This is a genomic window from Pseudomonas sp. R1-43-08, from assembly GCF_003852255.1.
GTDB lineage: Bacteria > Pseudomonadota > Gammaproteobacteria > Pseudomonadales > Pseudomonadaceae > Aquipseudomonas.
Map to the genome: position 1 here is coordinate 2,334,698 of NZ_CP027734.1, position 20,836 is coordinate 2,355,533.

Annotated in this window: 22 protein-coding genes; 15 read left to right on the forward strand and 7 right to left on the reverse strand. The window is 62.0% G+C overall.

Translation table 11 applies throughout. From position 1 onward, the window contains the following. Window positions 1-3: 3 nt before the first annotated feature. From C4J87_RS10730 to C4J87_RS10750, 5 genes are all read left to right on the forward strand, one after another. Entirely contained in the window at window positions 4-1,533 is a 1,530-nt protein-coding gene (locus C4J87_RS10730; protein WP_124366744.1) for a class I adenylate-forming enzyme family protein, read from the forward strand. 33 nt (window positions 1,534-1,566) lie between these two features. Beyond that, window positions 1,567-2,886, forward strand: a complete 1,320-nt coding sequence (locus C4J87_RS10735; protein WP_124366745.1) for an MFS transporter — start codon at window positions 1,567-1,569, stop codon at window positions 2,884-2,886. A 64-nt stretch (window positions 2,887-2,950) separates the two neighbouring features. Then, a complete protein-coding gene (locus tag C4J87_RS10740; protein WP_124366746.1) occupies window positions 2,951-3,505 on the forward strand; it encodes a histidine phosphatase family protein in 555 nt (184 codons plus the stop codon). Between the two features lie 45 nt (window positions 3,506-3,550). Further along, window positions 3,551-4,306: a precorrin-6A synthase (deacetylating) gene (gene cobF, locus C4J87_RS10745; RefSeq protein ID WP_124366747.1), complete on the forward strand. Its 756-nt coding sequence runs from the start codon at window positions 3,551-3,553 to the stop codon at window positions 4,304-4,306. Between the two features lie 12 nt (window positions 4,307-4,318). Then, entirely contained in the window at window positions 4,319-5,038 is a 720-nt protein-coding gene (locus tag C4J87_RS10750; RefSeq protein ID WP_124366748.1) for an alpha/beta hydrolase, read from the forward strand. Between the two features lie 113 nt (window positions 5,039-5,151). Here C4J87_RS10750 and C4J87_RS10755 read toward each other — a convergent pair whose 3' ends face one another. Together C4J87_RS10755 and C4J87_RS10760 are read right to left on the reverse strand one after the other, a co-directional pair. Further along, window positions 5,152-5,706, reverse strand: coding sequence for a hypothetical protein (locus tag C4J87_RS10755; RefSeq protein ID WP_124366749.1), 555 nt, complete (start codon window positions 5,704-5,706; stop codon window positions 5,152-5,154). Window positions 5,707-5,778: 72 nt separating this feature from the next. Beyond that, window positions 5,779-7,587: a monovalent cation:proton antiporter-2 (CPA2) family protein gene (locus C4J87_RS10760; protein WP_124366750.1), complete on the reverse strand. Its 1,809-nt coding sequence runs from the start codon at window positions 7,585-7,587 to the stop codon at window positions 5,779-5,781. Window positions 7,588-7,867: 280 nt separating this feature from the next. On the opposite strand from C4J87_RS10760, the gene C4J87_RS10765 reads away from it, so the two are divergent. From C4J87_RS10765 to C4J87_RS10780, 4 genes are all read left to right on the forward strand, one after another. After that, a complete protein-coding gene (locus C4J87_RS10765; RefSeq protein ID WP_124366751.1) occupies window positions 7,868-8,233 on the forward strand; it encodes a type II toxin-antitoxin system RelE/ParE family toxin in 366 nt (121 codons plus the stop codon). After that, a complete protein-coding gene (locus C4J87_RS10770; RefSeq protein ID WP_124366752.1) occupies window positions 8,226-8,531 on the forward strand; it encodes an XRE family transcriptional regulator in 306 nt (101 codons plus the stop codon). The genes C4J87_RS10765 and C4J87_RS10770 overlap by 8 nt, the downstream gene beginning before the upstream one ends. Before the next feature lie 94 nt (window positions 8,532-8,625). Further along, window positions 8,626-10,182, forward strand: coding sequence for a DUF726 domain-containing protein (locus C4J87_RS10775; RefSeq protein ID WP_124366753.1), 1,557 nt, complete (start codon window positions 8,626-8,628; stop codon window positions 10,180-10,182). 38 nt (window positions 10,183-10,220) lie between these two features. After that, the gene (locus C4J87_RS10780; RefSeq protein ID WP_124366754.1) at window positions 10,221-11,540 is read left to right on the forward strand and encodes an Nramp family divalent metal transporter; all 1,320 of its coding nucleotides are present in this window, start codon (window positions 10,221-10,223) and stop codon (window positions 11,538-11,540) included. Window position 11,541: 1 nt separating this feature from the next. Here C4J87_RS10780 and C4J87_RS10785 read toward each other — a convergent pair whose 3' ends face one another. After that, window positions 11,542-12,474 (reverse strand): LysR family transcriptional regulator, encoded by a 933-nt coding sequence (locus tag C4J87_RS10785; RefSeq protein WP_124368957.1) that lies wholly within the window; start codon window positions 12,472-12,474, stop codon window positions 11,542-11,544. A gap of 116 nt (window positions 12,475-12,590) precedes the next feature. On the opposite strand from C4J87_RS10785, the gene C4J87_RS10790 reads away from it, so the two are divergent. From C4J87_RS10790 to C4J87_RS10800, 3 genes are all read left to right on the forward strand, one after another. After that, window positions 12,591-13,079 carry a DMT family transporter gene (locus C4J87_RS10790; protein ID WP_124366755.1) on the forward strand — a complete coding sequence of 163 codons (489 nt, stop codon included), beginning with the start codon at window positions 12,591-12,593 and terminating at the stop codon, window positions 13,077-13,079. A gap of 4 nt (window positions 13,080-13,083) precedes the next feature. Next, entirely contained in the window at window positions 13,084-13,539 is a 456-nt protein-coding gene (locus C4J87_RS10795; protein ID WP_124362519.1) for a DMT family transporter, read from the forward strand. Window positions 13,540-13,628: 89 nt separating this feature from the next. Continuing rightward, window positions 13,629-13,805, forward strand: coding sequence for a metallothionein (locus C4J87_RS10800; protein ID WP_124362520.1), 177 nt, complete (start codon window positions 13,629-13,631; stop codon window positions 13,803-13,805). A gap of 110 nt (window positions 13,806-13,915) precedes the next feature. Here the strand turns inward: C4J87_RS10800 and C4J87_RS10805 are convergent, their stop codons facing one another. From C4J87_RS10805 to C4J87_RS10815, 3 genes are all read right to left on the reverse strand, one after another. Then, the gene (locus C4J87_RS10805; RefSeq protein WP_124366756.1) at window positions 13,916-14,944 is read right to left on the reverse strand and encodes a purine nucleoside permease; all 1,029 of its coding nucleotides are present in this window, start codon (window positions 14,942-14,944) and stop codon (window positions 13,916-13,918) included. Window positions 14,945-14,958: 14 nt separating this feature from the next. Further along, entirely contained in the window at window positions 14,959-15,909 is a 951-nt protein-coding gene (locus tag C4J87_RS10810) for a nucleoside-specific channel-forming protein Tsx (protein ID WP_124366757.1), read from the reverse strand. Window positions 15,910-16,063: 154 nt separating this feature from the next. Next, window positions 16,064-16,987, reverse strand: coding sequence for an AraC family transcriptional regulator (locus C4J87_RS10815; RefSeq protein WP_124366758.1), 924 nt, complete (start codon window positions 16,985-16,987; stop codon window positions 16,064-16,066). A 210-nt stretch (window positions 16,988-17,197) separates the two neighbouring features. Here C4J87_RS10815 and C4J87_RS10820 point away from each other — a divergent pair, with 210 nt between their 5' ends. Then, entirely contained in the window at window positions 17,198-18,523 is a 1,326-nt protein-coding gene (locus C4J87_RS10820; RefSeq protein WP_124366759.1) for a sugar ABC transporter substrate-binding protein, read from the forward strand. A 17-nt stretch (window positions 18,524-18,540) separates the two neighbouring features. Continuing rightward, a complete protein-coding gene (locus C4J87_RS10825; RefSeq protein WP_124366760.1) occupies window positions 18,541-19,314 on the forward strand; it encodes an L-iditol 2-dehydrogenase in 774 nt (257 codons plus the stop codon). A gap of 33 nt (window positions 19,315-19,347) precedes the next feature. Here C4J87_RS10825 and C4J87_RS10830 read toward each other — a convergent pair whose 3' ends face one another. Continuing rightward, on the reverse strand, window positions 19,348-20,040 hold the full coding sequence (locus tag C4J87_RS10830) for an NUDIX hydrolase (RefSeq protein ID WP_124366761.1): 693 nt from the start codon (window positions 20,038-20,040) through the stop codon (window positions 19,348-19,350). A 146-nt stretch (window positions 20,041-20,186) separates the two neighbouring features. Between C4J87_RS10830 and C4J87_RS10835 the strand changes: the two genes are divergently transcribed. Continuing rightward, window positions 20,187-20,834 carry a nicotinamidase gene (locus C4J87_RS10835; RefSeq protein WP_124366762.1) on the forward strand — a complete coding sequence of 216 codons (648 nt, stop codon included), beginning with the start codon at window positions 20,187-20,189 and terminating at the stop codon, window positions 20,832-20,834. The last annotated feature ends 2 nt before the right edge of the window (window positions 20,835-20,836 follow it).

Here is a 20,836-nt window from a genome sequence, read left to right on the forward strand (position 1 = left end):
ACCATGAACATTGCCAATTGGTTGCACGACACCCGGCGTCGCGACCCGCAACGCCCGGCACTGTTCGACGGCGCCCGGCAAGTGGCCGACTACGCCACCTTCGCCGCCCATGTGCGCCAGCGCGCCGCGCGCCTGGTCGACCAGCACGGCTTGCAGCCAGGGGACGCGGTGGCGGTGCTGATGAAAAACAGCTGCGACTATCTGGAGTTGCTCTACGCCATCTGGTGGATGGGCGCGGTGGCGGTACCGATCAATGCCAAGTTGCACCCGACCGAGGCGGCATGGATCGCGGATAACGCCGAAGCACGCGTGATCTTTACCGATGGCGGCCGGGTGTTTTCATCGCGGGATTTGCCTGCGCGCTGCACGGAACTTGACGGTCACGTGCTGCCACCGAACCAGGGCTGGCCAACCCTGGAGCAACCGGTACCGCGCCAGGACAACGACCTTGCCTGGCTGTTCTACACCTCCGGCACCACCGGGCGTTCCAAGGGTGTGATGCTGTCCCATGGCAACCTGATCGCCATGTCGTTGTGCTACGCCACCGACGTCGACCCGGTCAGCGCCGCCGATGCCGCGCTGTACGCCGCGCCGATGTCCCATGGCGCCGGGCTCTACAACTTTATTCACGTACGCTGCGGTGCGCGGCATGTGGTGCCGGCGTCCAACGGTTTTGACGTCGCCGAGTTGTTCGGGCTGGCGGCAGAGCTGGGCAGCGTCTCACTGTTTGCCGCGCCGACCATGGTCAAGCGCATGGTCGAGCAGGCACGGCAACAGGGCTATCACGGCGAAGGCATCAAGACCATCGTCTACGGCGGCGGCCCGATGTACCTGGCCGACTTGCGCGACGCCGTCGATACGTTCGGCCCCCGCCTGGTGCAGATCTACGGCCAGGGCGAGAGCCCGATGACCATCAGCGTGTTGCCCCGTGGGCTGATCGCCGACCGCCAGCGCGCCGATTGGGCGACCCTGGCCGCGTCCGTAGGCTACGCGCAAGCCTGCGTGGAAATCCGCATTCTCGATGCCCGCCACCGACCGTTGCCAACCGGCGAGCGCGGTGAGATCGCGGTGCGCGGCGCCACGGTGATGCAAGGCTATTGGCGCAATCCGCAGGCCACCAGCGACACCCTGGTCGAGGGTTGGCTGCTCACCGGTGATATCGGCTTTCTCGACCCCGCCGGCTACCTGACCCTCACGGATCGCTCCAAGGACGTGATCATCAGCGGCGGTAGCAATGTGTACCCGCGCGAAGTCGAGGAGGTGCTGGCCCAGCATCCCGAGGTGTTCGAAGTCTGCGTGGTGGGCGAGCCGGACCCGCAATGGGGCGAGTCGGTGGTGGCGTTTGTGGTGACGCGCAGCGGCCAGCCCCTCGACGAAGGCGAGCTCACGGCATGGTTTGTGGCGCGCATGGCCTCGTTCAAAAAACCGAAAAAGTATGTGTGGCGCAGCGATTTGCCCAAGAACAGCTACGGCAAGGTCCTCAAGACCGACTTGCGGCAGTGGTTGAAAGCAGCGACTATCGCCGCGCTTTAGCACGGATCGACCAACAGACAAGGAGTCCCCCCGATGGGCAATCACGCGCAAGACACCGTCCGCAAACGCCGCCGCGCGTTTCTCGGTGCCACCTCCGGCCACTTGATAGAGTGGTATGACTACGGCGTCTACGGCTTTCTTGCCGTGTATATCGGCCAGGCGTTCTTCGTTTCCGACGACCCCACCACCAGCCTGCTGGCCAGTTTTGCCGCGTTCGCCCTGAGCTTCTTCATCCGCCCGTTGGGCGGGCTGTTCTTCGGCCCGCTGGCGGACAAGATCGGCCGGCGTAAAACCCTGATCATGGCGCTGGTGATGATGACCGGCTCCACGGTAATGCTGGGGCTGCTGCCGACCTATGCCACCCTCGGCATCGTCGCCCCGATCCTGTTGATCCTGGTGCGCTGCGTGCAAGGCTTCTCGGCGGGCGGTGAGATCGGCACCGTGACCAGCTTCATTTCCGAATACGCCGGCCCTGGCCGACGCGGCTTTGCCACCTGCTGGCTGATGGTCACCGCGGTGCTCGGCCTGCTGCTGGGTGGCGCCGTGGCCAACGGCATGACCTGGGTGCTGGGCGCCGAGGTCATGCAGGAATGGGCCTGGCGCGTGCCGTTCCTGATCGCCGCGCCCCTGGGCTTCATCTCCATGTACATCCGCCTCAAGCTTGAAGACAGCCCTGAGTTCCTGGCCTTGCAACGCGCCGGGCAAACTTCCCGTGCGCCCCTGCGCGAGGTCTGGCAGTGGAAGCGTGCCATCGCCCTGGTGTTCTTCATCATCACCTTGCACAGCTCGATCTTTTACCTGGTCCTGACCTTCGCCTCGACCTACATGGCCAAGATCCTCAAGTTCGACAGCGGCACCACCTTGCTCTATGTGTTCGTCGCCAGTTTCTCGGCGGCCTTCGTCATGCCGTTCGGTGGCGCATTCACCGATAAATACGGGCGCAAGCCGTTCCTGATGGTGGTCGGCACGCTGGCGACCCTGGCGATGTTCTGGTTGTTCAAGATGGCCCCGACCGCAACGCCGGCAACGTTCTTTGCGCCATTGATGGCGGTGGCGATCCTGTTCGGCCTCTATGCCTCGTCCACCTATGCGCTGATGAGCGAACTGCTGCCCACACGCATCCGTTCCACCGGCATCGCCGTGGCGTACAACGTGCCGGTGGCGGTGTTTGGCGGCAGCGCGCCGCTGATCTCCACCTGGCTGATCAAGGTGACCGGCGACATCACCTCGCCGTGGTACTTCTATGTGGCGACCGGGGTGGTGTCGTTGATTGCCCTGGTGGTGCTGCGCAAGGAGGACTTTGTGGCCAGCGCCAGCCCGGCGGCGGTGCCTGCGGGAGCGGCATTGGCCTGAGGGCGTTGCATCGGCGCGCTGACTGCGCCAGGCTTGGCAGCCTCATCCCTTCGGAATGAATCGCGTGCAGGCTACCCGTTTGACCCTGATCTGCCATGCGGCCACACCGTCGCAAAAACTGGCGCGCTTTGCCGATGACGAATCGCTGGTCATGGACTGGCAGGGCGCGGCGCTGTCGTTGGCAGGCCGTTACCCCGAGACGGCGCGCCTGCTGTGCGGGCCGGAGGCGCGAACCCGGCAGACGGCGGGTTTGTTCGGCGAACAGCCGCGCATCGAACCGGCCCTGCGCGACGTCGACCTTGGGCGCTGGAAAGGCCAGGCTCTGCGCGCGCTCGACAGCGCTGAGCTGAACGCCTGGCTCACCGACAGCGCCCATGCGCCCCATGGCGGCGAATCGGTGGCGCAACTGTGCACGCGGGTCGGGCAGTGGATGAAGGCCCTGGAAAACCAGCCAGGGCATGTGCTGGCGGTGACCCACCCCTTTGTGATCCGTGCCGCGCTGCTGTACGTCATGCAGTACCCGGCCTCGATGTTCTACCGGATCGACGTAGAACCACTGTCGCGCACCGAGCTGCGCTTCAACGCGGTCTGGCGCCTGCGCCTGGAAACTTATGCCTGAGCCCACGATCATGGCAAAATCCACGCCCCGCAATGAGAGCAACCCATGAAACGCATCCTGATCATCGGCATTGGCGCCGGCAACCCTGACTACATCACGATGCAGGCCGTGAAAGCGCTGAACCGCACCGACGTGTTTTTCCTGATGGACAAGGGCCAGAGCAAGGACAAGCTGATCGACCTGCGCCGTGAAATCTGCGAAACCTACATCACCAGGCCCGGCTACCGCTTCGTCGAGGCCGACTGCCCCGAGCGCGTGCGCGGTGATATCGACTACACCACCGCGGTGCGCGATCTCAACCGCGACAAACAGCAGACCTTCGAGCGCATGATCAACGAGGACATGGCCGACGGCGAAGTGGGGGCGTTCCTGGCCTGGGGTGACCCGGCGTTGTACGACAGTACTATCCGCATTCTGCAGGCGATCCTTGCCGAGGGCCGCTGTGCATTCGAGTTTGAGGTGATCCCCGGTATTACCAGCGTGCAGGCCCTGGCGGCCCAGCATAAGGTGGCGTTGAACCGTATCGGCAAGTCCATTGAAATCACCACCGGGCGCCGCCTGGCGGCGGGGCAGGCGAGTGATGCGGACACCCTGGTGGTGATGCTCGATGCCGAAGATTCCTACCGCAGCGTGGCGGATCAGGACCTGGATATCTATTGGGGCGCCTACCTGGGCACGCCGGATGAAATCCTGATCAGCGGCAAAGTCGGTGAAGTCGCGGACGAAATCCAACGGGTGCGCAAGGCCGCGCGGCTCGCCAATGGCTGGATCATGGACACCTATTTGTTGCGCAAACCCTGAGGGATAGATCCCATGCTCAAACTGCTCGCTCTCGCGCTGACCTTGCTGGCCGGTGTCGCCCACGCGGATTCCGACCTGCATACCGACTTGCCGTTGTCGTACCTGGAACAGACCCAGGGCGATGCACGCAACCAACCGCTGGTGATTTTCCTGCATGGCTTTGGTAGCAACGAGGAAGACCTGTTCGGTATCAAGGATGCGCTGCCTTCCACCTGGACCTACCTGTCGGTGCGCGCGCCGATGCCGGTGGAGCCGCATGGCTATCGCTGGTTTACCAAGACCCCCGGCGATGGTGATTACGATGGGGTGACGGCCGACCTGCAAAACAGCGCCAGGCTGCTCGAAGACTTTATCGGCAAAGCCACCGCCAAGTACCACACCGAGCCTGACCGGGTGTTTCTGGTAGGGTTCAGCCAGGGCGCGATCATGTCCTATGAAGTGGGCTTGCGCAGGCCCGAGCTGGTGCGCGGGATTGCGGCGCTGAGCGGCAGCGTGTTGCCGGTGCTCAAGGCCGAGCTCAAGCCGAATGAAGCGTTGGACAAGCTGGCGATCTTTATCGGCCATGGCACCTTGGACCAGGCGCTGCCTTATGCCTCGGGAACGCGGGCCAACGAGGTGCTGGAAGGGATTGGCTTGAAGCCGCAGTTTCATGGGTATCCGGGGATGAACCATACAATCAGCGAGGCGGAAATCCAGGACCTGAAGGCCTGGTTGGAGCAAAGCCTGAGATAAACACGGTCTAAATGTGGGAGGGGGCTTGCTCCCGATGGCGGTCTGTCAGTTAAAGAATTGCTGACTGTCATACCGCAATCGGGAGCAAGCCCCCTCCCACAGGGGTTTTGTGTTTATTTACCGCCGGTAATCTGCTTCACCAGCGCCGCATGCCCCTTCACATCATCCGCTCGTGAAATCGCCTGGATCACCAGCAGGTGATTGCCGGAGCCACCCAGGAACGTGGAGTTCAGGGTCTTGCCGCCACCTTGGGTGGCGGTGCTGTCGACCTGGCGCAGGCCGAGGCCCTTGAAGGTCAGTTTTTTCTCGCCGAGTTTCTTGAAGTCGGGCAGGGCGGCGCTCTGGTTCTTGACGAAATCGCTCACGGCGCTATCAAGGAATTTGGCGTCGTTATCCTGGATTGATACCCCATCGTTGCGCAGGGTTTCGGCGACGATCACCACACTTCTTGTGTTCGCGTTGGCGTACAGGGTGCCTTGGGTATCGGCGGTGCCGTCTTCAGCCTTGCCCGAAGGCAGGGCGTCGGCGGTGTAGGCCTTGGGCAGGCTGAAGGTGAACTTGCCGCCCAGGGTGGAGAGGGTTTGCGTGGCCGGTTTGGCGGCGGCGAACGCGCTGCTGGCGGTAAGCGCGAGGGCCAGCAGCACTGCAGTCTTGGTGAAGGTGGCCATGAAGTGCTCCAGAGATGAACGAAATTGCGGCGTATTCTGTCAGAAAATTCGCAATATCGTTCATCTGCAGCCTCACACCTTGTCGGACTCTTCCTGAAGCCGATCCATCTCAAACAAGCGCGCCAGTTCTGCACGGGCTTCCTGGGCGTTCTGCATGACTTTGGCCGCATCGTCGTACACCGCATGCTGGGCGGCGAGGACTTGCTGGTCGTGGGCCCTGAAGCGGTCGATGCGTGCATCGGCCTGGGCCTGGCTCAGACCAAGGCCGACCAGGGTGCGGCGGCTCATCTCCAGGCTTGAGTAGAACGTTTCACGCACCGGTGAGGCGTCCAGGTCTACCAGGCGGTGTACGTGCTGGCGGTTACGCGCGCGGGCGATGATCTTCATGTGCGGGTAGAGGTTACGCACCAGTTCGGCGGTCTTGATATTGATCTCCGGATCATCCATGGCGATCACAAAGAACTCCGCCTGGTCGACCTTGGCCGCGTGGAGGATTTCCGGGCGCTGCGGGTCACCGTAGAACACCGGCATACCGCCAAAACTGCGGGTCAGTTCGATGGTTTCCACCGAGGTGTCGAGGGCGATGAACGAGATGTTCTGCGCGCGCAGGATGCGCGCGACGATCTGGCCCATTCGCCCCATGCCGGCAATCACCACACGCGGCGCGTCGCCTTCGATGGCCCGGTATTCCTCGGGCACCTCCACCGGCTTGACCTTGGACTTGAACAGCTTCGGGCACACCAACAACAGTAGCGGGGTCACGGCCATGGACAGGGTGATGGTCAGCACCAGCACATCGTAGAGGTGCGGTTCGAACAGGCCCTGGTCGCGGCCGATCTTGAACACCACGAAAGCGAACTCACCTCCCGCCGCCAGCACCACGCCCAGGCGCAGGGCGCTTTCGCGATTGAGCTCGCCCACCATGCGCCCTACGGCGTACAGCAGCGGCAGTTTCAAACCGATCAACAGCAAGGTCAGCCCGATCACCACCAGCGGCGTGCTGAGCAGCAGGCTGAGGTTGGCGCCCATGCCCACGCTGATAAAAAACAGCCCCAGCAGCAGGCCCTTGAACGGTTCGATCTGGGATTCCAGTTCGTGGCGGTATTCCGAGTCTGCCAGCAGTAGCCCGGCGAGGAACGCGCCGAGGGCCATGGACACGCCCACCAGTTCCATCAGCCAGGCGGTGCCGATCACCACCAACAGCGCGGTGGCGGTGGACACTTCACGCAGGCCGGTCTTGGCGACGATACGAAACACCGGGCGCAGCAGGTAGCGCCCGCCGATGATCACCAAGGCAATGCTGCCGAGAATCTGCAAAACGTGCTGCACGCCCTGGGCTTCACTGGTCGGATGATCGCTGCCGGCCAGCAGCGGTACCATGGCAATCAACGGGATCGCCGCGATGTCCTGGAACAACAGGATCGCAAAGGCCAGGCGCCCGTGGGGCTGGTTGAGTTCCTTGCGCTCGGCCAGGCTTTGCAGGCCGAACGCGGTGGAGGACAGCGCCAGGCCCAGGCCCAGCACAATCGCGCTATTCCATGACTGGCCAAACAGCCACAGCGCTACCACGCCCATCACTAGCCCGGTCAGCAGCACCTGGGCCAGGCCGACACCGAATACCGCCTTGCGCATCACCCATAACCGTTTGGGCGAAAGCTCCAGGCCGATGATAAACAGCAACAGCACCACGCCCAGTTCAGAGAACTGCGCCACGCTTTGCGGGTTGCCGATCAGGCCCAGCACCGAGGGGCCGATGATCACCCCGGCGAACAGATAGCCGAGCACCGCGCCCAGTTGCAGACGCTTGGCCAAAGGCACGGCCAACACGGCGGCGAACAGGAACACCACGGCTGCTTGTAACAGGTTGCCTTCATGGGGCATTGCGAACTCCATTGTTTGCTTGGATCAGATGCTGACGCTTTCAAGGGCGAGGGAAAGGGCCCTATTAGAGCGTGTTTTCACATTTTGAAACTTGTATTTTTGATGCACAGGTCAATGGATGTGGTTGTTATCTGGCGGATTTCGGCGGCTACGGACGTTTGCTTTTCGTGGAAGCTGAAGAATCTACAAACACTTTCTCCCAATGCTCGACTGGCAGACTCGTCACCTCTGTACCTAAATTCATGCTCTTGAGTTTATATTCCTTGGGTGGCATATTTGCATGGTCTGGGACATTGAATACACGGATGAATTCGGCGAGTGGTGGGGCGACTTGGGTGAGAAGGAGCAATCTTCGGTCGCTGCCAGCGTGGATCTGCTGGGCCTGCTCGGCCCGGGGCTTGGCTTTCCCCACAGCAGCGATATCAAGGGCTCTCGCCACGGCAATCTGCGCGAACTGCGTATACAGCATGCAGGTCGCCCCTATCGAGTGCTGTATGCCTTTGACCCCCGGCGCTGTGCAGTCTTGCTGATAGGTGGCGATAAAACCGCACAGCGTCGTTGGTATGACGTGCACGTACCGTTGGCAGAAAAGCTGTATGACATCCATTTGAAAACATTGCGCAAAGAGGGCCGTACCCATGGCTAAAAAATTCGCTGATCTTAAAGCGCGCATGACCCCCGAGTCGCGTGCCGATGCCGAGCAGCTTTTTCAACAGCATCTGAAAGAGATGCCCCTGCATGAGCTACGCAAGGCGCAGCAACTGAGCCAGGAAAGCCTGGCCAAGGCGCTGAATATCAATCAGGCGGCGGTCTCGAAAATGGAGCGTCGTACCGATATGTATATCAGCACATTGCGCGACTACATACGTGCGATGGGGGGAGAGCTGGAAATTATCGCGACGTTTCCCGATGGCCAGGTAAAAATCGACAACTTCGCTTGCTGAACAAACCCCGCGTCGCGTTGCTTGGTGTTTTCATCTCGGCTTGATGGGCTCTTTGTTACCATGGCCGCCCCTTGTCACCAGGAGTCACCGGCCCATGCAACAGCAGTGGGATGAAATGCACCGCACCCGCAAGCCTACGTTCGTCCTGTGTGGCGAGCCTCAGGGGGACGTGCTCAATCTCTACGTGCACGGTTATTCGGCGTTTTTCAGCCAGCAGCAATTGGCCGGCTTCAAGGAACAACTGGCCAGCATTGAAGGCTCGACCAACCTGATGTTGTTCTGGCCGGCGGGGCATTTCCTGGAAAACCTGTTTGCCCCGTTCAAGGAGGTGATCGCCTCGATGCTCGGCGGCGGTGGCCTGGGCGCGGCGACGGTGGGTGTGGGCAAGGCGATCGCCTACTTTCTCGACCATTACAAAAGTGTCGAGGCTCGGGTCGATGAAGTGGCCAGGACCTTGCTGCCCGAGCTGGCGAGCTACCTGCACGCCGAATCGCTCCAGGTGCGGCAGATCAATCTGATCGGCCACTCCCTTGGTGCTCGGATCCTGGTCAAGAGTGTGCTGGCCAGCCCTGAAATCGCCCATGAACTGCCATTGAATAATGTGTTGCTGATGGGCGGGGCAATCTGTACCTCGAGCCCTTGGGAGGCGGTGTCGGCACCGCTCAAGGGACGGCTGATCAATTGCTACTCGAGCAAGGACTGGGCGCTGGCGATGAAGCCGGATACCGAGCGTTGCATCGGCCGCTATGCGATTGCAGTAACGCCGGCACTCAAGGCCAAGGTCACCAACGTGCACCTGGCCAGTTTCGACCATGCCGCCTACTGGCCGCAGTTGCGCACGGTGGTGCAGTACACCGACCTGTTGCAGGAACGCCGTGGCCTGATCCGCGCCGACCTGCGCAGCAGTGAAGCGCGCTTTGCCGAAGAAGATGTTGATCTGTTTCCAATGCTGGTGCAGGCGCGGCCGGATGAGCTGAAGTTTCTCGCCGAGCTGATGGCGCAAAAGCGCAGTGCCTCGATTGATGCCAGCGTACGCGAACCGCGCAAACTCGCCATCGAGTTGCAGCGCATGGGCGGCGACAGCTTCATGAACCTGGCCCGTGGTCACGGCGTGGCCTATCGCCAGATCGCCGAAGCGGTGGCGCAACGCTTGGGCATCAAGTTCGACGAGGCAATAGCCAGCGTGGCCCTGGCGGATATCGAAGCGCAGGTCGCGGAAAAACTGCTCAAGCAGTACCAGGACAACCTCAGCGGTGCCGACCGACAGGCGTTCGACGCCGAACTCAAGGCCGCGATGCAAAAAGAGCAGGGTGTGTTCAAGCGTCTCGACGTGGGCCGTACGGCCACCACCGCCTTGAGCGGCACCGCATTGGCGGGGCTCACCGGGTTTATGCTGAGGCGCGGTGCCGCCACGGCGATTCCGGTGGTGGGCCAGGCGCTGGCGGCCGCGATGTTGCTGGTCAGCGGCGTACGGGCGTTTTCCGGCCCGGCCTATTCGATCACCCCGTTGGCGGTGCTGGTGGTCGGCGTGATTCGCCAGCGCCTGGAACGTGAGGCGCTGAACCAGGAACTGGACCTGGTGGTGCAAGTGGTTGAGGCGTTTGACCTGCCCCGGGAAACGGTGATGCGCACCGTCGCGTCGGACTGCTAAGCTGGCGCCCTGACTTGTGTGTTTGCCTGGGATCCCGCGTGAAATTCAGCCTGCCGAAAATTGCTACCGCCCCTTTCTGCCCGCCGGAAGTGGCCGGCTCCGTTGTCGTTGATCCCAAGGCGTCGTTCTTCAAGCGTGCGCTGATGTTCGCCGGCCCCGGCCTGTTGATTTCCATCGGCTACATGGACCCCGGCAACTGGGCGACCGCCATCGAAGCCGGGTCGCGCTACGGCTATAGCCTGTTATTCGTGGTGCTGCTGGCCAGCCTGGCGGGGATGGCGGTGCAGTGCCTGTGCTCGCGGCTGGGTATCGCCACTGGTAAAGACCTGGCGCAACTGTGCCGCGAGCGCTACAGCAAGCGCTCCGCGCGCACCCAGTGGGTGTTGGCGGAAATTTCCATCATCGCCACCGACCTCGCCGAAGTGCTCGGCTGCGCCCTGGCATTTCACCTGCTGCTGGGTGTATCGCTGACCACCGGGATCGTCATCACCGCCTTCGACACGCTGTTGATCCTGGCCCTGCAGAACCGCGGTTTCCGCCGGCTGGAAGCGATCATGCTGGCGTTGGTCGCGACCATCGGTGTGTGTTTCTTCATCGAACTGGTGCTGATCAAACCCTACTGGCCGGACGTGCTCAGTGGCTTCACGCCCTCGCTGTCGGCCATCAGCGATGCCGCGCCGCTGTACTTGGCCATCGGCATCCTCGGTGCGACGGTGATGCCGCATAACCTCTACCTGCACTCCTCGATTGTGCAGACGCGCCTGATCGGCAAAGACCTGGCCAGCAAACAGGACGCGGTCAAGCTTGCACGCATCGACACCATTGGCTCCCTGACCTTGGCGCTGTTGGTCAACGCGGCGATCCTGGTGCTGGCCGCCGCAGCGTTCTACAAAACCGGCCATACCGACGTGGTGGAGATCCAGGACGCCTATCATCTGCTCGACCCGCTGGTGGGCGGCGCGTTCGCCAGCATCCTGTTCGGCATCGCCTTGCTGGCATCGGGCCAGAGTTCGACCTTCACCGGTACGATTGCCGGGCAGGTGATCATGGAGGGTTACCTGAACCTGCGCATCCCCTGCTGGCAGCGCCGCCTGATCACCCGCGGCCTGGCGCTGATCCCGGCGTTCCTCGGCGTGTGGCTGATGGGCGACGACGCCATCGGCAAGCTGCTGATTTTGAGTCAGGTGGTGCTGAGCCTGCAGTTGCCCTTCGCGTTATACCCGCTGATCCGCATGACCGGCGACAAACAACTGATGGGCCCGTTCGTCAACCGGCTGCCGACGCGGATGCTGGCGTGGTTTTTGTTTGCGGTGATCAGTGGGGCGAATGCGTGGTTGATCGGGCAGTGGCTGTTCTGACTCACCGATCCCAATACGGCACCGTCCCAAAACATTCCACAAAATAATCGATCACCGTGCGCACCTTCAGCGACAGCCTTCGGCTGCCCGGCCACAACGCCGCGATCTGCTGGGGCTCCAGGGTGGTCGCCACTTCGTACTCGGTCAGCACCGCTTGCAAGGTGCCGGCGCGCAGGCCTTCACCGATCAGCCAGGAAGGAAACACCACCAGCCCCAGGCCCTGCTCGGCGGCGTGGGTCAGGGTGTCAGCGTGGTTGCCGGTGATCGGGCCCTTGACGCTGTAGGCGCTCCAGTCGCCGTGGTCGCGGCGGAAAAACCAGCGCTCCTGGCCTTTTATGCCCTTGTAGGCCAGGCACTGGTGGTTGACCAGTTCGTCGGGATGGCGCGGCGTGCCGTGCTGCGCCAGGTAGGCGGGGCTGGCGGCGAGGCGAAAGCGTTGCGGCGCGAAGATCCGCGCCTGCATGCTGGAATCATTGAGCACGCCAATACGAAACAGTAGGTCAGTGCCGTCCTGCAGCGGGTCGACGAAGGTATCGGTCTGCTGGATGTCCAGTTGCAGCTTCGGATAGCGCCGGCACAGCTCTCCCAGCCACGGCGCAAGGTGACGCTGGCCGAATACCATGGGCGCATTGATGCGCACCAGCCCGCTGGGTTCGCTGTCTTGTTCCTGCAGGGCCTGGCTCGCTGTTTCCAGTTGCTCCAGCATCAGCCGCGCATGTCGCCCGAGCAGGCGTCCGGCTTCGGTCGGGCTCACGGCACGGGTGTGGCGGTACAGCAACTGCTGACCGAGGGCGTGTTCCATCAGTTGGATCTGCCGGGAAATGGACGAGGGTGCAAGGCCTTCGCGGCGTGCCACCTCAGAAAAACTGCCATGGTCCAGCACGGCGACGAACAGGCGCAGCGCCTTGAAACTCAGTTCATTCAAACCCTGCATCATGACTCCAGGCTGTGCGTTTTGCGCAAAGGTGTTGTCTGCATGCTGCCATTTATCGCACAGCCAGGCCACTGGATAATGCACGCCTGTTTTTCTTCTTCAAGCACAGGTGATGTATGCAGGCACATTCTATCGAGGGTACGGCGCAGTCTCGGCCGAAGCGAAACGTTCTCCGGCTGCTGTTGCTGCCGTTGGTCATCCTCGCGGGCATGGGGTTGTCGGTGGAGGCCGGTCTGTTGGGGCCATTGGGTGTGCAGGTCGGGCATTTATGGGCGACCTTGAGCATCTTTGGCGTCGGCTCGGCGATCCTGTTCTTGCTGTTGCTGTTCAGCGGCCCGCAAAAGGGCCCGGCCTTGACCCAACTGCCGCGCTGGCAGTTGATCGGTGGTTTCCTGGGACCGATGTACGTGGTGGTGCTGACCCTGGCCACGCCCCATATCGGTGTGGCAATGACGATGATTGCGATCCTGTCCGGGCAGGTGGGCAAGAGTGTACTGATCGACCATTTCGGCTGGTTCGGCACGGCGCGCAAGCGGGTCAATGTGGAGCGCTGGATAGCCCTGGCGTTGATTGTGGCGGCACTTGTTCTGATTGCACGAGGGTAAGGCGATGAATCTGTTTGTGTTGTTGGTCGTGGTGGTCGCCGCAGGGGCGGTGTTGAGCGTGCAGGCGGCCATCAACGGTCGCCTGGGGCAGACCGTTGGGGTATTGCGCAGCAGCCTGCTGACCTTTGCGGTCGGTGCGCTAACCACCGCGCTGTTGATATTTTTCTTCGAGCCCGCCCAGGCTGTCAGTTTGTTGGACGTGCCGAAGTGGCAACTGACCGGCGCCTTGTTCGGTGTGGTGTACATGATGGTAATGGTAGGCGCGGTGCCGGTGGTCGGTACGGCGGTGGCCACGGTGGCGGTGATTGTGGGGCAATTGGGCATGGGCATGCTGATCGACAATTTCGGCTGGCTGGGCAACCCGGCGATCGAACTGTCCGGCAGCCGGATCGTGGCGATGCTGTGCCTGGCCCTGGCGCTGGTGTTCATGTATCGCAGCAATACGCGCCAGGCCGACTGACGGCGCTGAACCTTGGCGCCGCGCCTTGGGTCACTGTTTCAGGTGTGGCGTTCGCTGCACCGCGACGACCATGAAGAAGGAGTCTGACCATGCCGGATCAAACCTGTGCTTGCCCACACTGCAAATGCGTACTGGGCATCGACGCGGTCATGAAGGACGGGAAGGGCTATTGCTGCCAGGGCTGCGCCGAGCATCACGCGCACGGTGAACCCTGCGCTGCGGCGACGGGCTGCGAATGCGCCAAAGCGGCTGCCAACGCGAACTGAACCGTCCAATGTGGGAGGGGGCTTGCTCCCGATTGCGGTGTTTCAGGCACAGATGCAGTGACTGACACTCCGCTATCGGGAGCAAGCCCCCTCCCACATTTTGATTTGCATCAGGCCTCGGGAACGCCGTTTTTCCAGGCTGACCAGTTGTTCAGGATCGCCTGTACCAGCGGATTGCCCGTGCGGTACAGGTTCTCCAATGCCGGTACGAAACCGCCTTGATCGGCGTACTTGAGCAGGTTGTCCACTTCGCTGTAGCCCGGATACGGGCGGTCAAAATCCGAGCCTGCACGCACCACGGCCAGGCGCTGGATATCCACCAAGCCTTCACGGCTGGCGCGCAGCAGCGCTTCGTAAGTGGAGTTGTCTTCCTGCTGGGTGGTGCAGTATTCGCCCTTGTTGTCCGTGAGCAGTTTGGTCCACACCTCGGCGCGCTCACTCAGGCGCGTACCGGAAAACCAGGTGTTGCCCGCCAGGGTGTCGCAGCGGGTGACTTGCGGCGGCTGATTGGCCGGCGCGGCGGGGTAGTGCTTGCGCCAGGCGGCGGATTCCTTGCTTTCCGTCAGCTCCACCTTGTGCGACAAGGCGAATGCCTTGGCTTGCAGCTTGGAGTTGAGCTCGAACACTTCAGTCTTGTAGTCCAGCGGCGGTTTTTCATTGGGCCCCTTGGTGTTGATGCCGATATAACCGGTCGGCCACTCCTTGGGTGCATCCCGTGAATCCAACTCCCACTGGGTACCGAATTCCACCAGGTAATGCGCCCAGGCGGCGGTACCGATGGTGCCGTGCTTGGGGCTGATACCGGCAATCCCGGCGATCAGGAAATAACTCTGGCGCAGGTCGAACTTGGGCGACAAGGCCAGGGCCAGGGTCGAGGCGGCGGCGTTGGTCTGGCCCATGCCAGTGACCAGCAGGCACACGTCCTGGGTGTTGCAACGAATCACCGGGTATTCGGCAGACAGGCCCGGCACGCGCACTTGCTGCTTGAGTTCCAGGCGGTCGATCCAGGTTTGCGCCTCGGGGGCGAACATGGTGATCAGCATGACCTTGGGTTTGATCGGCGCGGCGTTGTCTGCCAGCACCATGTGAGGCAGCAGGGCAAGGCCCATGGCCAGCGAGAGGCGAGTAAAGGTATTCATCTGCAGCTCCTTGATCAGAATTGGTAGCCCACGCCGGCGTAGTAACCCCAGCCGTCTGAGCGGGCGCGGAAGTTGCCTTCACCGAAATTCAACTCGCTGCCATCCTCCCAGTTGCCGCCGTTATGGAAGTAACGGCCGACCAGGGTGAAACGCAGGTGCGTGAACGAGTACAGCAACACGTTGGTGGCCACCAGGGAGTTGGCGGTGCGCGCCGGGTTGTCCTTGTGCAGGTCCGAGCCGAAATCATAGTTGGTGAAGCCGATGTAGGTCAGCGAGGCGCCATTGTCGAATTTGCCGATGGGAACGATGTATTTCATCTGCGCGCGGTAGCCGTCCCAGGAATATTCATTGCTGGCGCCGTAGTTTTCCCACTGGTAACGCCCGTAGAAGTTCGCCGACAGGTTGACCCGCGAGTGGGTGTCGATATCGGTGCCAAGGCCGCTGTACAGGGTGTTGGCGCGGTTCTCCTTGTTGCTGCCGTGGTCGTAGATCCAGTCGAACGCCACATACCATTCCTTGAACGGTCCGATCGCCAGGCTGCGGCCAGCGAGGTAGTCGATGGAGATTCGCGGTTCATGCTCCATGAACACGGGCGAGCCATGGTCCCACGCGCCTTTGTCATTACTGTTGCCGATGCCGAGGATCTTTGGCACATCGATGTAGCCGTACAGCTCGAACGGCCCCTTGCGGCCGAAATACTCGTACTCCAGGTAAACGTCATCCTGCGGTTTTGGGCCGAAGCTGATGTCCTTGCTGCCGATCAGCGTCAGGTCCTGGTTGAACCACTCCGATAGGTAGACGCCTTTTTTTGCCGGCGGGTTGGCCTCGGGGCTGAGGGTTTCGCCCTGTGCTGAGTCATCCGCAGGTTTGTCCTGCGCCAAAATGGGTGCACTGAGTACTCCCGTAACGGCGGCCAGTAGCAAGGAAACACCAAAGCAAGCGCGAGGCGTTGAGGTGGGGTGCATTGAAAATCCCTATTCGTACGCGGTTTGAACCCGTTTGCGCGGGTGGAGTGAACTTGGTGGCCAAGTCCGTTCCGCAAACGTTTGCATAGGCTGTACCAACTTTGCTCAATCGTCTGAAAGGCCTGCAAAAAAGCCTGATTAGTCGTCTTTATGGTCAGAAATGACTGGGTGTCATTTTTTCCAGATGATTGCCGGTCTCGCGCCGATACTCACTCGGTGTCTGGTTCATCTCGATGCGAAAGTGCCGGTTGAAATTGGACAGGTTCGCGTAGCCGACTTCGAAGCAAATATCCGCCACCGACATATCGCTCTGCAGCAATAACCGGCAGGCGCGCTGCACGCGGAATTTGCGCATCAGCTCGATAAAGCCATGGCCGGTCGTGCGTTTGAAGAAACGCGAGAAACCCGGTTCGCTCATGTCCAGTTGCCGGGCGATGTCTGACAGGCGCACCTCGCCGCCGAGTTCACGCATCAGGTAAGCGAAGGCCTTGTTGATGCGTTCGGCGCTGCGCGGGTCCAGGGTCGGCGCGTACCGCGGGCTGGCCAGCACCTTGAGCTGACGGGGCGGGGCGTTCTTGAGAGTGTCGAGCAGTTGCAGGAACAGTATCAGCCGTTGCAGGCCCTGGGCGTTGCCGATGGCTTCCATCAACCGCGCCGCGTGCACCGCTGTTTCGCCGGTGAACTCAAGGCCGCGTCGCGCGTGTTCGAACAGCGGCTGCAGATCGCCGAGTTCCGGCAGGGCCTCGCGCAAGGCGAGGAGGGCGGCGCCGTCGAACTGCAGCACTACGTCGCGACCGCTGAGGCACTCGCCGGGTGCCAGGTCGCCAATCCAGTCGTGGGGCAGGTCGGGGCCGATCAAGGCGACATGCCCGGCACTGAATGCACCGATATAGTCGCCCGCCACCAGCTTGCCGCTGCCGTGGCGAATCAGGTGGATTTCGAACTCAGGGTGATGGTTCCAGCGCGCCAGCTCAATCGGGTAGTCGTGTTCGAACCAGCGAAAGCAGTGCTCCGGTTCGGGCAGTATCACTTCCAGTTCGGCGGGACGGTGCTCGAACAGGGGGGCGCGGATGGGCATGCGGCTGCCTCTTGTGCGTTGGATACCCGCCAAAATACCCGCCTCGGCAGGCCTGGCGCTACCCCCGGCGTCGCCCCACACTGATACTTTTTTGCGCCTGGGACACCGGTTAAAAAAGTATCGGTCGGGCATCCTCCACGGGTTTGTGAGAAACCGGCCCAAGCTGCTGTAATCGGCGCTCAATAACAAAAACAACCGGTGGACACCGCCATGCTATCAACCCGCAAAGCCACGCTTGCCCAAACGCTGTTGCTGCTCTCCGGCCTGGCCATGAGCCTGCACAGCCAGGCCGCCGACACCCTGACCATCGCCACGGTCAACAACAGCGACATGATCCGCATGCAGCGCCTGTCCAAGGTGTTCCAGGCGCAGCACCCAGACATCCAGCTCAATTGGGTGGTGCTCGAAGAAAACGTGCTGCGCCAGCGCCTCACCACCGATATCGCCACCCAGGGCGGGCAGTTCGATGTGCTGACCATCGGCACTTACGAAACCCCGCTGTGGGGCGCCAAACACTGGCTGGAGCCACTGACCGACCTGCCGGCCGACTACGATGTCGAGGACATCTTCCCCTCGGTGCGCCAGGGCCTGTCGGTGAATGGCACGCTCTACGCCTTGCCGTTCTACGGCGAAAGCACCGTGACCTATTACCGCACCGACCTGTTCAAGCAAGCCGGCCTGAGCATGCCCGCGAATCCAACCTGGACCCAGCTCGGCGAATTCGCCGCCAAGCTGACGGTGAGGGACAAAGATCAATATGGCCTGTGCCTGCGCGGCAAGGCGGGTTGGGGCGAGAACGTTGCGTTGCTGAGCACCATGGCCAATGCGTTCGGCGCGCGCTGGTTCGATGAGCAATGGCAGCCCGAACTGACCAGCCCCGAGTGGGCGGCTGCGGCCAATTTCTACGTCAACAGCCTCAAGCAATACGGCCCGCCGGGCGTGTCGAGCAATGGCTTCAACGAAACCCTGGCGTTGTTCAACAGCGGCAAGTGTGCGATCTGGGTCGATGCCAGCGTCGCCGGCTCCTTCACCACCGACACCGGCCAAAGCAAAGTCGCCGATCGCGTAGGCTTCGCTGCGGCGCCCACTGAGGTCACTGACAAGGGCTCGTCCTGGCTCTACGCCTGGTCGCTGGCCATTCCGGCCACCTCTAAGCACAAAGACGCCGCCAAGGCCTTTATCCGTTGGGCGACGTCCAAGGACTACATCCAGCTGGTCGCTGAAAAAGAAGGCATCACCAACGTACCGCCAGGCACGCGGCAATCGACCTACAGCGAGGCGTACCTGAACGCAGCGCCGTTTGCCCAGGTCACGCTGCAGATGATGAAGCACGCCGACCCGGCGCACCCCTCGGCCAAACCGGTGCCGTACGTGGGCATCCAGTACGTGACGATTCCCGAATTCCAGGCCATCGGCACCTCCGTCGGCAAACTGTTTTCGGCAGCGCTCACCGGCGGCATGACGGTCGACCAGGCGCTGCAGCAGGCGCAGACCACCACTGAGCGCGAGATGAAGCGTGCCGGTTATCCGAAGTAATTCCACAGGACACCTCGATGAAACGACTTGAAGGTAAGAGCGCGCTGATCACCGGATCGGCGCGGGGGATTGGCCGCGCGTTTGCCCAGGCCTACATCCAGGAAGGCGCCACTGTCGCCATCGCCGATATCGACCTGCAGCGCGCCGAGCAGACGGCCGCCGAATTGGGCCCCCAGGCGTATGCGGTGGCGATGGACGTCACCGACCAGGCCTCCATCGACGCGGCCATGGCCACGGTGGTCGCCCATGCTGGCAAGCTGGATATCCTGGTGAATAACGCGGCACTGTTCGACCTGGCCCCCATCGTCGACATCACCCGCGACAGCTATGACCGGCTGTTTTCGATCAACGTCGCCGGTACGCTGTTTACCTTGCAGGCCGCCGCGCGGCAGATGATTCGCCAGGGCCACGGCGGCAAGATCATCAACATGGCCAGCCAGGCCGGACGGCGCGGCGAGGCGCTGGTGGCGGTGTATTGCGCGACCAAGGCGGCAGTGATCAGCCTGACGCAATCGGCGGGGCTGAACCTGATCAAACAGGGCATCAACGTCAATGCCATCGCCCCGGGTGTGGTGGACGGCGAGCACTGGGATGGGGTGGATGCGCTGTTCGCCAGGCATGAGGGCCTGGCGCCGGGCGAGAAGAAAAAGCGGGTAGGCGACGAGGTGCCTTATGGGCGGATGGGCACGGCGCAAGACCTGACCGGCATGGCGATCTTCCTGGCTTCGAAGGAGGCTGACTATGTGGTTGCACAGACTTACAACGTCGATGGTGGCAATTGGATGAGCTAGAGCCATCGGTCACCCGTGGATCTCCATGTCCGGTCACTCGGCAAAACTGCGGTCGAAGAAGTAAATCTCTCCTGGCTTCAACATCTCCAGCGTCGCCTGTGGCCTGCCGCCTTCACCCTGCTTCTTGCGCCCCGTCTCACGCAAATATCCCGCTTGCGTCAGCTTCAACAACCGCTGGCGCACGCTGGTCTTGAGCACCGGCCGCGCCAGTACCAGGGAAAAGATCGCGGTCGCTTGCGGCGCGCTGAACTCCTTGCCCAGAAACATCAGCGGCAAGCTGCTGTACAGCGCTTTGGACAACAGCCGTTCCTGCACCGCCGCGACGATCAGGTTGTGATCGAAGGGCAGCTTGATGCTGCCGTCCGCCACCGCGTTGAGGGAAAACCAGGCCTGATGTTCACTCAGCGTTACCTCGTCCGCCACAATCGCCAGGTAGTAAGTGGACGACGACCAGCAGCGCGGGTCGCGAAACGCATCCCCCACCGTGCCAACCTGCTCGCTCCAGGCCAGCTCCAGGCCGACTTTGTCACTGGCGCGCAACCGTTCCACGGCATCCTTGAGGCTCAGATCCTGCACGCCGCCATTGACCACCACACCCGGCAGCGCCCAATGCCCGGCGAAGGGCTCGGCGTCACGCTTGTTCAGCAGCAGTTTGAGTTCGCCCGAGGCGCGGCAGTAAAACACTGCGCACAGGTCGACGGTGTGGAGGTAGGCGCTAAGTGGCATGTGAAGTCCTTCTGAACGGCAGTGGGGCACAGTCTAACGGATCGAACCGCTATGTCATGTACTTGCTGAAGTACCGGTAAATAAATGTTTCTTGCAATGAAAGTACATGACATGTACTTTTGTTTCCAGGCCACCGGAGAATCACCATGACCCTCGCCAAAACTGCCATCGCTTCATTCGATGTCGACGCCCAAAAGAGTTTCACACCGCTGTGCCCCGACGAGTTGCCCGTAGCCGGCGGTGATCTGATCGGCGCCGAGCTCAACTACATGGCCAGCCTTGCCGGGCATCGCATCGGCAGCAAGGACGCCCACACCCCACACGCGCCCTGGGTGGTCGCGCAGCACAGTCAGATGCTGCAACCCACGGGCCTCGTTCACGCCGATGTCACCTGGGTCAGCCACTGCGTACCCGGTACCGAGGGCTTCACCTTGCTGGATGAGTTGCCCACCCCGTATGACTACGACTACTTCATCTGGAAGGGTGTCGAACCCGACCTGCACCCTTACGGCGCGTGCTACCACGACCTGCACGACAAGTTGTCGACGGGCGTCATCGAATACCTCAAGGCCCACGGTGTCGTGCGCGTCATCGTTGGTGGCCTGGCCCTGGACTACTGCGTCAAGACCACCGCCTTGCAACTGCTCAAGGCCGGGCTGCAAGTGGTGCTGCACCTGCCGGCGTGTCGGGGCATCACTGAGGCGGGCGGGGTTCAGGCCGTCAATGCGTTGCTCGAGGCCGGCGCTGTCATCAGCAGTACCCGCGAAGAACTGGCCGCGATGGCCACGCGTTAAGG